Raw genomic sequence first — 14,286 nt, 5'->3', positions numbered from 1 at the left:
TAACCATTATTCTTCATTAATTGTCTTACGTATATCTGTATACCTAAAATAGATAAATGAATTCATTACGTTAAATTCTAATGGATTATCTTCAGTAGGACCTATCCCCAAGAAGAAAACATATGCTTCATATTCACTATCTTTTGTATCAAGTCTTAAACGTTCCAAAGTACTATTAAACACATTATTATAATTATTTCTTATCCTAGTCACCATTGCTTTACTTAATCCTTTTTTCTGTAAGATCACTTTATACCCCTCATTTCCATTAGTTCTATAACGATATAATTGAAATTCCATTTTATCCTCATCTTCATATAATGCTCCACTTTTAATCAACTTTATAGGAGCATAAAAAATTTTATTATCAATATAAGGCTTATGATTTTTACCTGACGTTATATGTCTAAATAAATATTTATATTCAATCTTATTACCTAATACTTCTATTTCTACATCTCTATTTCGTTCAAAACCGAGATAGAAATCAACTATTCTTTTAATTGAACTTACTTTACTATTCCGTTTCCCATCTTCTGGATCAAAAGACACCTCATCATTATATCCAACTCTTCCCGCGCTAGTCGTAGTCCCTTCATCCTCGTTATGTTTCTTTACTTCTACTACACTTTCTTCAATATCATCAAAAACTTCGGGCATTACTAATAAAGAAGGATACCCAACAACTTTTAATTCCTTAACTGTTAACTTATGGTTTTTAGCTTTACCTATAAGTCCATTTAACAGCGCTTCTTCACAGGCTTCAGCATGTTCTTGTCTAGGACTTATACTAAAGTAGGGTATTCTTTTGTTTGTCAATTTATAACTATTAGCTACAACTGCCACTCTACAATTTTCAGAAGGGCATTGAAACAATACGTCATCTTTTGACTTATCTTTCATAATTGTAGGCAGATCTACCGCCCAAATGACTTCTTGAGTATCTACTCGAAACGCTCTATCCATTTTATTTTTATTAAATTAAGTTAATGGTTTTTATTTTTCAATAAGCATACCTCTTTTTACAATACTCGCTTTTTGTCATGTTTAAATAAAAAACCCACAAACATCATGAAAAACAAGACATTATGTCCGAAAAAGTAAAACAATAAATATTAATCACACATTTAACCTCTTCTTAAATTTAAAATACTATTTAAAAAATTAACAAATCTTAAACAACACTCAAAATCACAGGACTATCCAATTCAGACCTATATCTGAAATACTTCCATAAAAAAAGCACCAATCTCTTGATCAGTGCTTTTTATTATCATGTATCTGTTCTATTAATATGGTTTCTCATCTCTACCTTCGTAGTTGATGAAGGCGCGGTTGACTACGTGGTTTCCTAAATTAGTAAAGATAACTCAATCACAAAAACAATTGCCTTTCATAATAACTACGCACCGCAGTATTATTTACTTTAGCAGGTCTCCATTTACCAAGTCCTTTTACGATGCGCTCTACTACATTTCTCACCTCTTCATTCGATGTATTACGCACTTTTACCTGACTCACAGAACCATCCACTTCCACAATAAATTGAACATCAAGATTTTTCATTTCTGCCAAAGCTAATGGGTTTTTCATTCTTTCATAAGCTTGTATAAACTGTTCTTCAAAAACCAATACACCCGCTTCATAATAAGCTTGAGCATAAAAAGCTTTTACTCCCTTATAAGCAAGAGTATCAACGAGAAAATCAGCACTTTCAAACTTTTTTAACGTCAAAGGCAAAGTAAATGTACTTTCTATTTTTTTATCATTTTCAATTGCGGGTTTCCATTTTGACATCTTTCCTAAGACACGTACAGCTTCAGTTCCAATTCCAAAACCGGGATCCCTTAAAATTTTAATATCTGTTACTCCCCCCTGATCTTCAACAGTAAACTGTAAAATCAATTGAAAAACGTTTTCTTCAAGTGCCTCCTCTGGGAAAATGAATCTCGATTTGAATTCCTGAATAAAATTGGCCATCCCACCTGGATATTCAGCTGGCACGGCAAAAATATTACAAGCTATTTCAGATTCAAGCTTCTCTCCTCTGTTCTTCTGAGCAAACCCTTGTTGAACACCTAGCAACAGTAAACTAGTTACAATCAAAACAATACTTATTTTCATCTGCTCTACTTTTACTGAAATTTAAACAAAAAAAAAAACACCAATCTCTCGATCAGTGCTTTTTATTATCATGTATCTATTCTATTAATACGGTTTCTCATCTCTACCTTCGTAGTAGTTGATGAAGGCGCGGTTTACTACGCGGTTTCCTCCTTTTGTAGGATAGTCTCCGGTGAAGTACCAATCCCCTAAGTTTTTCGGACACGCTTTGTGTAGATTCTCAATCGATTGGAATACGATTTTGATTTCTGATTTAGTACCTTCTTCTGTTACCATCTCTGCAATCTTAGCCGAAACTTCCTCATCTGTAAATGGCGCGTAAATCTCTTTTACGTAGTTGATTACCTCGTCATCTTTTAAGTCTACTTGTGCTTTTGATTTTTGGTATACTTCTTCTACGATGTGGTACATATTGCGTTCTTTTAGCATTTCAATTACCGCTTGGAATGCGATTAATCCTTCTAATTTTGCCATATCAATTCCGTAGCAATCTGGATAACGCACTTGTGGTGCTGCAGAAACGACTACAATACGCTTCGGATTCAAACGATCCAACATGCGGATGATACTTTTCTTCAACGTCGTACCACGTACAATACTATCGTCGATAATCACCAAGTTATCCGTTGGTTTAATCACCCCATAGGTTACGTCGTATACGTGTGCTACTAAATCATCACGACTACTATCATCTGTAATAAACGTACGCAATTTTGCATCTTTAATTGCAATCTTCTCTGTGCGCAACTTAACAGATAAAATCTCTTGTAGCTTCGCTTCAGATAACGCCTCTTTGTTCTTTAGGATATCTGAAATCTTGCGTTGATTTAAGAAATCTTGTGCACCTTCAATCATTCCGAAGAACGATGTTTCTGATGTATTTGGAATATAAGAGAATACTGAATTATCTGTATCGTTTTCAATAATATCTAGTACTTGAGGAAAGATAAACTTTCCTAAGTCTTTGCGTTCTTGGTAAATATCCGCGTCATTTCCTCTTGAGAAATACACGCGTTCGAATGAACATGCTTTTAATGGAAGTGGTTCTAAGATTTGCTCAAAGTGTACACTTGCATCTTTCTTAACGATAATTGCCTGACCTGGTGTTAATTCCTTGATGTCTTCAAAAGGCACATTCAACGCCGTTTGGATGACCGGACGCTCACTTGCTACGACAACGATTTCATCATTTTCATAGTAGAATGCAGGGCGAATACCCGCTGGATCTCTGAATACAAAAGCATCTCCATGACCTAACATTCCAGCCATTGTAAATCCACCGTCCCAGTTTTTAGAAGCTCTTCTCAAGATACGAGCAATATCCAAACGCTCTCCAATAATCGGCGAAGCTGTTTTTTTCGAGAATCCTTCTTGTTTTATTTTGTAGTATAAATCATCGATTTCATCATCTAAGAAATGGCCGATTTTCTCCATTACAGTAATGGTATCTGACATTTCTTTTGGATGTTGACCTAAGCGCACTAAATCGTCAAACAACTCTCTAACATTGGTTAGGTTGAAGTTTCCGGCAACGATTAAGTTTCTGTGCATCCAATTATTTTGACGTAAAAAAGGATGAACGCTTTCGATGCTATTTTTTCCAAAAGTTCCATAACGCACGTGACCTAAGAACACTTCTCCTAAATAAGGGATGTGTTTTTTTTGCAATTCAGCGCTATCCGCATATTCTGGGTGTTCTTCCATTTCTGCATTAATGCGTCCATTGATTTGGGCAAAAATATCTTGAATCGGCTGTGCTTTATTTGAACGCACACGACTAATATAGCGTTCTCCTGGTTCCATATCGAGTTTAATACTCGCTAAACCAGCTCCATCTTGTCCTCTATTATGTTGTTTTTCTAATAACAAGTACATTTTTTGAATCGGATAAAATGCACTCCCATATTTTTCTTTATAATAGGATAGAGGCTTTTTTAATCGTAAAAAAGCAATTCCACATTCGTGTTGTAGTGCGTCGCTCATAGTTAGTTGTGTTGTGTGTTATCATTAAAAAAAGCCCCACGACGAGGCTTAGTATGTTGCATGTTTATTTGAGTTCAATGTCGAACTGTGTTAACATTTTAAATTGCATTAATCTTTTTTTCATTTCGGCTTCTTCTAACTGCTCCATGCGTTGTGTTCCGAATTCTTCTACACAGAAGGAGGCTAAATTAGATCCAAAAATAATTGCGTTCTTCATACATTGAAAGGATATACTTCCTCTTTCTGTTAAGTACCCTGCAAATCCACCGGCGAAAGTATCCCCTGCTCCAGTTGGATCGAATACTTCTTTTAGCGGTAATGCTGGAGCAAAGAAAACATCTTTCCCTGAAAACAACAAGGCGCCATGTTCTCCTTTTTTAATTACGACATATTGAGGTCCCATTTCATGAATCACTTCAGCCGCCTTTACCAAAGAGTATTCTCCAGAAAGTTGACGTGCCTCTTCATCGTTAATTGTAATTACGTCGACGTGTTTCAAAACGGATTTGAGTTCGTCTAACGCACAATTCATCCAAAAATTCATGGTATCTAACACCACTAGTTTCGGTTTTTGTTCCAATTGATCCAATACAGATTGCTGAATAGCGGGATGTAAATTCCCCAACATCACAACATCGGCATTTTTAAAATCAGCTGGAACGACAGGATTGAAATTCTCCAACACATTAAGCTGTGTGTCTAATGTATCCCTTGCGTTCAAATCGTTGTGGTATCTACCGCTCCAAAAGAAGGTTTTACCGCCTGGAACTACTTCAATACCTGTTGTATTGATATTCTTACTTTCTAGTAATGCTATGTATTCTTTAGGAAAGTCATCCCCTACAACAGAAACGATAGCTGTTTCAACATCGAAATGTGAAGCAGACAGTCCTATATATGTAGCTGCACCTCCTAATACTTTGTCCGTTTTCCCGAATGGTGTTTCTATACTGTCAAACGCCACCGTTCCGACGATCAATAACTTGTTCATATTTTTGGAAAAGAAATAAGATGCAAATATATATCTTTCCTGATTTTAGACCAAAAATTAATCTCCTTTATTCTAAAATTAACTTATAGTCAATGCATTACAATTCACTCCTAGCTTATTTTCCTCCGATACAAGAAGCAGAAACCGCCTTATTTTTCTAATAGTGAAGCACATATCCTTACTTTCTAGGCAAGGACAAGCAACCAACCTAACAATAAATCGCCGCCAATTACCTCAAGTATTTCAACCTTTTTAAACCGCTTTCACTCTATTTTCACCCCATCTTCAGCCCAACCTATTCCCAACTTATTCCTAGCATACCCTAACATACGCCTAAGTATAGTATAAGAATACGGGTAGCTACCTTTGACCTTCCTTCAAGTTTCCTTCGACATTCCTTCGACAAAAACCCCTTTTCACGAGGCAAACTCGAAGGAAACTCGGAGGAAACTTGAAGGAATGTCGAAGAAAACAGAACGCAAACTATACCAAAAAGGGACTACTATTCCATTCAGAACACCTGTTTCGCTTACCTCTAACTACGGATAATCCTCTTACTAAAGTTTGTTTTAAGGAAAAAAACCGTCCCTTATCCCCATAAAAAAAAGGTTCAGCTGTTCTGCTAAACCTTTTTCTATCTTCATATCGTATGTTCTACTCTCTATTTTGCTCATAATATTCATCGACGAGCAGATCTTTTTGTTTTCCTGCTTGCACGGCTAAAAAGTCGCAACGCTCATTCATGGGGTGGTTATTGTGTCCTTTGACCCATTGAAAAGAAACTTGATGACGTCTATAAATACGCAAAAAACGCATCCATAGATCTGGGTTTTTCTTGTCTTTGAAATTTTTCTTCTCCCAACCAAATACCCATCCTTTGGTAACGGCATCCACTACATATTTAGAATCTGACACCACCAACACGCGTGTTTGTGGGTTTTTCAGCTTTTCTAATCCTACAATTACCGCGAGTAATTCCATGCGGTTATTTGTGGTGAGTCGATACCCTTGTGCAAATTCCTTAAATATTTGATGTCCGGCCCATTCCAACACCAAACCATACCCACCTGGTCCGGGATTTCCTTGTGCAGATCCATCGGTATATAAAATAACTTGAAAAGACTGACTCATTTATTATTTTTTAGCTAACAACTGTTCAATGACAATTGGAAAGTGTTTGTATTCTAAGGCTTGTACTGCTTTTGCAATATCTTCTGCTGTATAATGTGCTTCTACAGGAGTCGTTTCTTGTAAAATGATTGCTCCTTCGTCGTAATTTTCATTGACAAAGTGAATCGTAATTCCCGTTTCCGGTTCTTTATTTGCCAAAACAGCTTCGTGAACAAAGTGTCCATACATCCCTTTGCCGCCATATTTAGGTAATAAGGCTGGATGAATGTTAATAACTTGATTGTGATATTTTTTTACTAAATCCTCAGGGAACTTCCACAAGAAGCCCGCCAAAACGATTAAATCTGGCTCGAAAGTTGCCAGTTTTTCTGCTAACTCGCCGTTATTCAGCTTATTTTTATCAAAAATATAAACCGGAACATTTCTTTTTTCAGCTTTTTCTATTACTTTAGCATGAGGGTTATTGACCAAAACGAGGTATTGGTTGACAATTGAATTATTCTCAAAGTAATTGATAATATTCTCTACGTTAGTCCCTGAACCAGAAGCGAATAGCGCTATTTTTTTCATGTTATAAGGAGTATTTAAGTTTTTAAAACACTTTATTTAAGTACAAAAAAAAGAATAATTACTGACAATAAACAGAAAAATAGTATTAAGTATTAATTATTTTTATAATTTCGCACTGACAATTAACATGTATAATCAGGATATAAAATAAAGTTTTTTATTTTTGCCCTAGGAAATTAAATTTTAAAATTAAAGATTATGTCAGACATTGCATCAAGAGTAAAAGCGATTATCGTTGACAAATTAGGAGTTGACGAGAACGAAGTTGTAGCAGAAGCAAGCTTCACTAATGATTTAGGAGCTGATTCACTAGACACTGTTGAGCTTATCATGGAGTTCGAAAAAGAATTCGATATTCAAATTCCAGATGATCAAGCTGAAAACATCGCTACAGTTGGTCAAGCTATCTCTTACATCGAAGAAGCTAAGAAGTAATAACTAATAACCCACGTGTTGTTAACAACACGTGGGCGTTATTATTTTCGGGCATACCTGCTTATTTTAGAATAGAAAAAAGGACAGATTTACTAGTAAGTAATCTGATAAACAAATATAAAGCTACCCAATGTTTCCTTTTACAAAAGTGAAAAATTGGGTTTTTTTAACTTATTAAACCATAATATTTACTTTATGAAATTAAGGCGAGTTGTTGTAACAGGTTTAGGTGCTCTTACCCCAATCGGGAATAATATCCAAGAGTATTGGAACAGTCTTATTAATGGCGTAAGTGGAGCCGCTCCGATTACACATTTTGATGCTACCAATTTCAAAACCCAATTTGCGTGCGAAGTAAAGAATTTCAATGTAGAAGATTTTATTGATCGTAAAGAGGCACGTAAAATGGATCGATACGCTCAATTAGCCATGGTTAGTGCTGATGAAGCAGTTGTAGATTCTAAATTAGACTTAGAGAACATAGATAAAGATAGAGCTGGAGTTATTTGGGGTTCTGGAATCGGTGGATTAGAAACCTTCCAAAACGAGGTGACTGACTTCGTAAACGGAAATGGAACACCGAGATTCAATCCTTTCTTTATTCCAAAAATGATTGCAGATATTGCAGGAGGACATATTTCAATTAAATATGGCTTACGCGGACCAAACTTTACTACGGTATCGGCTTGTGCTTCGTCTACCAATGCAATTATTGATGCATTCAACTACATTCGTTTAGGCATGGCAGACATCATGGTAACAGGAGGTTCTGAAGCAGCTGTAACGATTGCAGGAGTGGGTGGATTCAACGCAATGCACGCTTTATCTACAAGAAATGACAGTCCAGAAACAGCTTCTAGACCAATGGACAAAGACCGTGATGGTTTTGTATTGGGAGAAGGTGCTGGAGCATTAGTATTAGAAGAATACGAACACGCAGTTGCGCGTGGAGCGAAAATATACTGTGAAATCGGCGGTGGCGGAATGTCAGCAGATGCGCATCACTTAACTGCACCACATCCAGAAGGATTAGGAGCAACAAACGTGATGAAAAACTGTTTGAGAGACGCAGGCCTTGAGCCAAAAGATGTTGATGTAGTAAACTTACACGGAACGTCTACTCCATTAGGAGATATCGCTGAATCAAAAGCTATTTTAAACGTTTTTGGTGATCACGCTTATTCAATGAACCTAAACTCTACCAAATCTATGACAGGTCACCTTTTGGGAGCTGCAGGAGTGATAGAGGCAATCTCAGTAATCTTATCCATCGAGCATGGAATTGTCCCTCCAACAATCAATCACTTTACAGATGATGATCAAGTGGATGCTAAATTAAACTTTACCTTCAACAAAGCGCAGAAAAGAGATGTGAAAGTAGGTATGAGTAATACATTTGGTTTCGGAGGACACAACGCTTGTGTACTAGTAAAAAAATTAGATATTTAAGCACGACAACGTAATGTTGAGTAACGTACTAAATAAGATATTTAAAAATTCCCGTTCAAGTCAAAAGGACGGGAATTTTTTGTCGTAAGATATCTCAAATCACAATGACCAAGCCTTTGGATGTCGCTTACTATAAATTAGCGTTCACCCATCGTTCAATGAACATCGTTGATACTCAAGGAAATCCAATTAATTACGAACGATTAGAGTTTTTGGGTGACGCCATGCTCAACGCTGTAATCGCCTCGCATTTATATTTAGAGGTTCCTAGTGGAGATGAGGGGTATTTAACGAAAATGCGCTCTAAAATTGTAAGTAGAGAGAACTTAAACACGATTGGCAAGAGTTTGGGATTAATTGATATTGTTGAAAGCAAAATGGGCAATCAACAATTCGGAGAAAACATCCATGGTAATATTTTAGAGGCCTTAATTGGGGCGATATACTTGGATCAGGGTTATCCTGCTTGTGAGAAATTTATCCACCAGCGCTTAATTTCTACCATCACAGATATCCATGTCTTAGAAACAAAGATAACCAGCTATAAAAGTTTACTCATCGAATGGTGTCAAAAGACGAAACATACGTTCAAATTTGACGCTTATGAGGAAACAACGAATGAAGACGTCAAGTATTTTGGAGTTAAATTATTCATTGACAATAAGTTAATATCAAAAGGACGAGCTACATCAAAGAAGAAAGCAGAAGAAAAAGCTTCGCAACGTGCGTATTTTGCGTTGCAAGAAAAAATAAACCATTAAATTGGGTAATCAATTAACATTTACTTAATCTTTCTTCTAATTATCTACATATTGTTTGCATTATAAAAGTTGTATCTTTGTAACTAACGAATAAACAAATGGGACCAGTAGTTCTAAGATTAGAAGATTTTGAAGCTGAAAACTATAGTCTGATAGCGATTCACTCTTCGCGCAAAGAAGATTTTAAAGTTACCTATCTTATTAACACTATTCTAGGCCTTTATTTAGAACGTACATCGTATGATGTTGAAGTTGAAACGGATCAAGGCTTAGCTTCCTTCTCTTTATTTGAATACGACGATCCAGATTACCATGTATTGTGGAAATTGGTATCAAATAAAGCTTTTATACTTCCAGAGTCACAGATGGCTTCTCCCCTCTTTCAATATGTTGTTTCAACCATTAGTAAGCAAGGTTATCTCTTACCGGAACACAAAACGGTGGATTACTTTCTAAAAGTTGAAAATACAGATGAGCAATTTGAGATTGGCACAGTCATTGAAAAATTAAAATCAATAAAAGTAATTTCTACAGCATACGAAATCCGAGTAGAAGCGATCAAATCGAAAAACAACCTAATTTTTTAAAAATATGGTAGCAAAAAAAAGAACAAAAATTGTAGCAACGTTAGGTCCTGCATCAGGAACAAAAGAAGTGTTGCACAACATGATTAAAGCAGGTGTAAATGTATTTAGAATTAATTTCTCCCATGCAGATTACGCCGATGTACAAGAGAAAATCGACATCATTCGAGAATTAAATAAAGAATACGGTTACACAACGTCAATTTTAGGAGACTTACAAGGTCCTAAATTGCGTGTGGGAATTATGGCAGAAGATGTAGTGGTTCACCCTGGTGATATGATTACATTTTCAACAAAAGAAGAGTTCAAAGGAGACGCAAAACGCGTTTACATGAACTACAAACAGTTTCCTAATGATGTAAACGAAGGAGAGACTATTTTATTAGACGATGGTAAATTGATCTTTGAAGTAGTATCGACAAACAATACAGATGAAGTTGTTGCGAAAGTAATCCAAGGAGGTCCTTTGAAATCGAAAAAAGGAGTAAACCTTCCGATGACAAAGGTTTCATTACCTGCCTTAACGGAAAAAGACATCAATGACGCTATTTTTGCAATTAAAGCACAAGTGGATTGGTTGGCGTTATCTTTCGTTAGAACACCGGAGGATTTATTGGATTTACAAGAAATTGTAAAACAACATTCAGAGCACAAAATTCCAATCGTTGCGAAAATTGAAAAACCGGAAGCGGTTAAAAACATCAATAAATTAGTTGCTTACTGTGATGGATTGATGGTAGCTCGTGGGGATTTAGGAGTTGAAATTCCAGCTCAAGAGGTTCCACTTATCCAAAAGCAATTAGTACAAATCGCTAAAAATGCTAGAATTCCAGTAATCATCGCAACACAGATGATGGAAACGATGATTTCTAGTTTAACACCGACAAGAGCGGAGGTAAACGACGTTGCAAACTCGGTAATGGATGGTGCAGATGCTGTCATGTTATCAGGAGAAACGTCTGTAGGTAGTTACCCGGTTCAAGTAATTGAGAAAATGACACAAATTATTCAAAGTGTTGAAAATTCTCCATTAATCAATGTACCGCAAAGTCCACCGACAATTAAGACAAATCGTTATATCACGAAAAACATTTGTTATCACGCTGCCTTAATGGCGAATGACATTGAAGCGAAAGCCATTTGTACGTTGACAAACAGTGGATACACTGCATTCCAGATTTCTGCTTGGAGACCGAACAGTGACATCCTTGTTTTTACGTCAAATAAGCGCATTTTAACGCAGTTAAACCTATTATGGGGAGTACAGGCTTACTACTACGATAAATACGTAAGTACAGACGAAACCATTGAAGATATCAACAATATGGTAGTGGAAAAGAAACACGCTGTAAAAGGAGATATGGTGATTAACTTAGCGGCAATGCCAATCATCGATAAAGGGATGGTAAATACGTTGAGAATATCTGAGATTAAGTAGTGATGGGTTAAGGGTGTGAGTGAAGGGTTATGATGATTGAGTTATGGGTTATGAGATTACTATGGGTGAAATCGAAACGTTGTATTTTTCTAAATAGTCTAGATTTTCCTTTCATCACTAAATCGTACAACTTCACAAACAAACTGAAGACGAATTGCACTTTTCTCTTATAAAAAGAATAAATCGAAAGGCATATAATGCTGATTAGCTATAAAAAAAGCGGAATCCAAAAGGATTCCGCTTTTTTATTTATTTTTTATAAGCTAAGGGCTTAGTTACTAGTTAACGGCACCGTAAACCATTTGCCCTACTTCTCCCCTTGCCACTCTGCATAAAAACGCGCCAAGAAGTCTTCCATATAACGGTGTCTATCTTCGGCCATTTTCTTTCCTGCATCGGTGTGCATTAGATCTTTCAACAACAGCAATTTCTCATAGAAATGATTAATTGACGTTCCTTTATGTGCCTTATATTCTTCTTTGGTCATGCCAAATCGAGGCGCTTGCTCTGGGTCATGAATGGGATTATTTTGAAATCCTCCGTAATTAAAAACTCGCGTTATTCCAATCGCACCAATGGCATCTAATCGATCCGCATCTTGTACGATTTGCAATTCCTTCGAAGTGAACTTTTGGTCGAAATTCCCGCCTTTAAACGAGATATTTTCAATTCCCTTGACTACATGATCAACCACCTCGGGTTCATAGTCTAAAGATTCCAGCCATTCTTTTGCTTTACGAGGTCCAATTGTTTCATCTCCCTTATGGAACTTACTATCCGCAATATCGTGAAGCAACGCAATTAACTGCACTACTTCAATTTGAGCTTCTGGTTCGAATTTTAAAATATTGATCGCATTATTGTATACGCGTTCGATATGGAACCAATCATGTCCTCCTTCGGCATGCTTCAACTCCTCTTTAACATAGGCAATAGTTGCTTCAATCTTCTTACTCATTCGATTTATTTAATTATAGCGGGTTGTACCCATTTAAAGATATGTGGATCTTTTCCAATACTCATTCGTTCTGCCACACGTAGCATACGAGCAGGTAGCTTCATCAAGTATTCTCTTGATTTTTCTGCTTCGTCCGTTAACCCAGTTAAATTTGCAATTTGCCAACGGTCAATCAATTTCTGCATGATATCCACATAATCAACAGCTGTATATACTCCTATACGTTGTGCTGAATCCGAGAATAACTCAAATGCATCTCCCATTTTTCCTCCTGATTCTCTGATTAGGTTTGCAGGCATGGTAATTTTTCGTTTCATCATGTCTACAAAAGCCAATAGCATTTCACTTGGATCTACTTTAAAGATTCGATCTACGAATTCAGAATAAGCATGGTGGTGACGCATCTCATCTCCCGCAATTAAACGACAGATTTTCGATAACTTATGATCTCCGTATTGCTTCGCTAATTTCGCCACACGATTGTGTGAGATATAAGTAGCTAACTCTTGGAAACTTGTAAATACGAAGTTTTTGTATGGGTCTCTATCTGTTCCTGGGTCAAACCCATCATTCAATAAATATTGTGTTGTGATTTCAACTTCACGCATATTCACACGTCCAGATAGATAAAGGTATTTATTTAATAAATCTCCATGTCTATTCTCTTCTCCAGTCCAGTGGCGAATCCATTTTGCCCATCCATTTCCACTTTCACCTTCTTTTTGGTTCACTCCTTCTACATCCATTAACCAAGATTCATACGTAGGTAAGGCTTCTTCTGTAATGGTATCACCAACTAAAACTACCCAAAAATCGTAAGGCAATTCTTTGGCGTATTCTCTCAATTCTTTGACATCTTCTAAAAATGTTTCACTTTCCGAATTCGGCAGTAAATCAGAAGGTTGCCAAATTTTCTCCACAGGTATTAGATAATCATCAACGAAGCTATCTATATTTTTTTCCAAGAAGTGCATTACTTCTAAACGAACATTGTGTGTTGACATTTCAATTAGTTTTTACTTCGCAACTAGCTCTTCGGTTTGGTTTAGTTTGTTTGGGAGTAACTGCGAGAATTAGTATTTTATTCTATTTTAGACTTTACGGCTGCCTCAGTTTTAGCGAAGAGTTCTTCAAAAGAATAATCGCTAATTTTCATTGGTTTATGTGCATAAAGACTAATTTTGGCTCCTAATCCTAAAGGAAATTTTCCAAATCGAAACAATTTCCATGAATTATTAATAGTCAAGGGGACAAGATAAGCATCTGGTGAAAACTTACATAACATTTTAACCCCATTTTCTGAAAAACGTTTAGGGTGTCCGTCACGGCTTCTTGTTCCTTCAGGAAAGATAACAGCAGCCCGATTGTATTTTGAGATATATTGGCCCAATCCGCGAATAACGGTTAAGGCTTGTTTTGCATCATTACGATCAATTAATACAGATCCTCCGTGCTTTAAGTTATACGATACACTCGGGATTCCTTTTCCCAATTCTTTTTTACTGACGAATTTGGGGTGGTTTTGTTTAAAAAACCAAATAATCATCGGTATATCAAACATACTCTGATGATTAGAAACGAAGACAATTGGTTTATCCGTAGGGAGTTCCTCTTCTTTTGAAACGCGATACGTAGTACCTAAGATACCTGTACACAGCATAATCCACCATACCATAGCATCTACCACTTTCTTGTGGGCTTTATAACCAAAAAGGTTAAGTGCTAGCCATTGTATTCCATGAAAAAAAAGGAGTACAAGTAGTAAACAGATAACGAATAGTACAGATAACGGATATGAAATTATTTTTTGCATTAGCTCAATGTATATCTTGAGCAAATATACACTTTAAAAAAAAACCACC

The 14,286-nt window shown here is 36.3% G+C and carries 13 protein-coding genes and 1 pseudogene; 5 read left to right on the top strand and 9 right to left on the bottom strand.

Going from position 1 to position 14,286, the window contains the following annotated elements; genetic code table 11:
- Window positions 1–6: 6 nt before the first annotated feature.
- From M2306_RS15495 to purN, 6 genes are all read right to left on the bottom strand, one after another.
- The gene (locus M2306_RS15495) at window positions 7–966 is read right to left on the bottom strand and encodes a hypothetical protein (protein ID WP_115091952.1); all 960 of its coding nucleotides are present in this window, start codon (window positions 964–966) and stop codon (window positions 7–9) included.
- A 408-nt stretch (window positions 967–1,374) separates the two neighbouring features.
- Window positions 1,375–2,124, bottom strand: a complete 750-nt coding sequence (locus M2306_RS15490) for an energy transducer TonB (protein ID WP_259189332.1) — start codon at window positions 2,122–2,124, stop codon at window positions 1,375–1,377.
- 84 nt (window positions 2,125–2,208) lie between these two features.
- Window positions 2,209–4,107 (bottom strand): amidophosphoribosyltransferase, encoded by a 1,899-nt coding sequence (locus M2306_RS15485; protein WP_259189331.1) that lies wholly within the window; start codon window positions 4,105–4,107, stop codon window positions 2,209–2,211.
- A gap of 64 nt (window positions 4,108–4,171) precedes the next feature.
- Window positions 4,172–5,098 carry a PfkB family carbohydrate kinase gene (locus M2306_RS15480; RefSeq protein WP_002988137.1) on the bottom strand — a complete coding sequence of 309 codons (927 nt, stop codon included), beginning with the start codon at window positions 5,096–5,098 and terminating at the stop codon, window positions 4,172–4,174.
- Window positions 5,099–5,752: 654 nt separating this feature from the next.
- Window positions 5,753–6,229, bottom strand: a complete 477-nt coding sequence (gene rnhA, locus M2306_RS15475) for a ribonuclease HI (RefSeq protein ID WP_115091957.1) — start codon at window positions 6,227–6,229, stop codon at window positions 5,753–5,755.
- Window positions 6,230–6,232: 3 nt separating this feature from the next.
- Window positions 6,233–6,799: a phosphoribosylglycinamide formyltransferase gene (gene purN / locus M2306_RS15470; RefSeq protein WP_259189330.1), complete on the bottom strand. Its 567-nt coding sequence runs from the start codon at window positions 6,797–6,799 to the stop codon at window positions 6,233–6,235.
- 198 nt (window positions 6,800–6,997) lie between these two features.
- Between purN and M2306_RS15465 the strand changes: the two genes are divergently transcribed.
- From M2306_RS15465 to pyk, 5 genes and pseudogenes are all read left to right on the top strand, one after another.
- Window positions 6,998–7,234 (top strand): acyl carrier protein, encoded by a 237-nt coding sequence (locus M2306_RS15465; protein ID WP_002988156.1) that lies wholly within the window; start codon window positions 6,998–7,000, stop codon window positions 7,232–7,234.
- Between the two features lie 195 nt (window positions 7,235–7,429).
- Window positions 7,430–8,683: a beta-ketoacyl-ACP synthase II gene (gene fabF, locus M2306_RS15460; protein WP_060874291.1), complete on the top strand. Its 1,254-nt coding sequence runs from the start codon at window positions 7,430–7,432 to the stop codon at window positions 8,681–8,683.
- A gap of 13 nt (window positions 8,684–8,696) precedes the next feature.
- Window positions 8,697–9,444: pseudogene (rnc, locus tag M2306_RS15455) on the top strand (ribonuclease III).
- 98 nt (window positions 9,445–9,542) lie between these two features.
- On the top strand, window positions 9,543–10,031 hold the full coding sequence (locus M2306_RS15450) for an IPExxxVDY family protein (protein WP_002988166.1): 489 nt from the start codon (window positions 9,543–9,545) through the stop codon (window positions 10,029–10,031).
- 4 nt (window positions 10,032–10,035) lie between these two features.
- A complete protein-coding gene (gene pyk, locus M2306_RS15445) occupies window positions 10,036–11,466 on the top strand; it encodes a pyruvate kinase (RefSeq protein WP_115091959.1) in 1,431 nt (476 codons plus the stop codon).
- 307 nt (window positions 11,467–11,773) lie between these two features.
- Here pyk and M2306_RS15440 read toward each other — a convergent pair whose 3' ends face one another.
- The 3 genes from M2306_RS15440 to M2306_RS15430 form a co-directional block, all read right to left on the bottom strand.
- A complete protein-coding gene (locus M2306_RS15440) occupies window positions 11,774–12,424 on the bottom strand; it encodes an HD domain-containing protein (protein WP_115091960.1) in 651 nt (216 codons plus the stop codon).
- A 5-nt stretch (window positions 12,425–12,429) separates the two neighbouring features.
- Window positions 12,430–13,428, bottom strand: coding sequence for an acyl-ACP desaturase (locus M2306_RS15435; protein ID WP_002988175.1), 999 nt, complete (start codon window positions 13,426–13,428; stop codon window positions 12,430–12,432).
- Window positions 13,429–13,505: 77 nt separating this feature from the next.
- Window positions 13,506–14,237, bottom strand: a complete 732-nt coding sequence (locus M2306_RS15430; protein WP_115091961.1) for a lysophospholipid acyltransferase family protein — start codon at window positions 14,235–14,237, stop codon at window positions 13,506–13,508.
- Window positions 14,238–14,286 lie beyond the last annotated feature (49 nt).

Origin of the sequence: Myroides gitamensis (assembly GCF_029894455.1) — a bacterium.
Lineage (GTDB): Bacteria > Bacteroidota > Bacteroidia > Flavobacteriales > Flavobacteriaceae > Flavobacterium > Flavobacterium odoratum.
The sequence above is the reverse complement of the archived record's forward strand: the minus strand, read 5'-3'. Positions and strand labels throughout refer to the sequence as shown.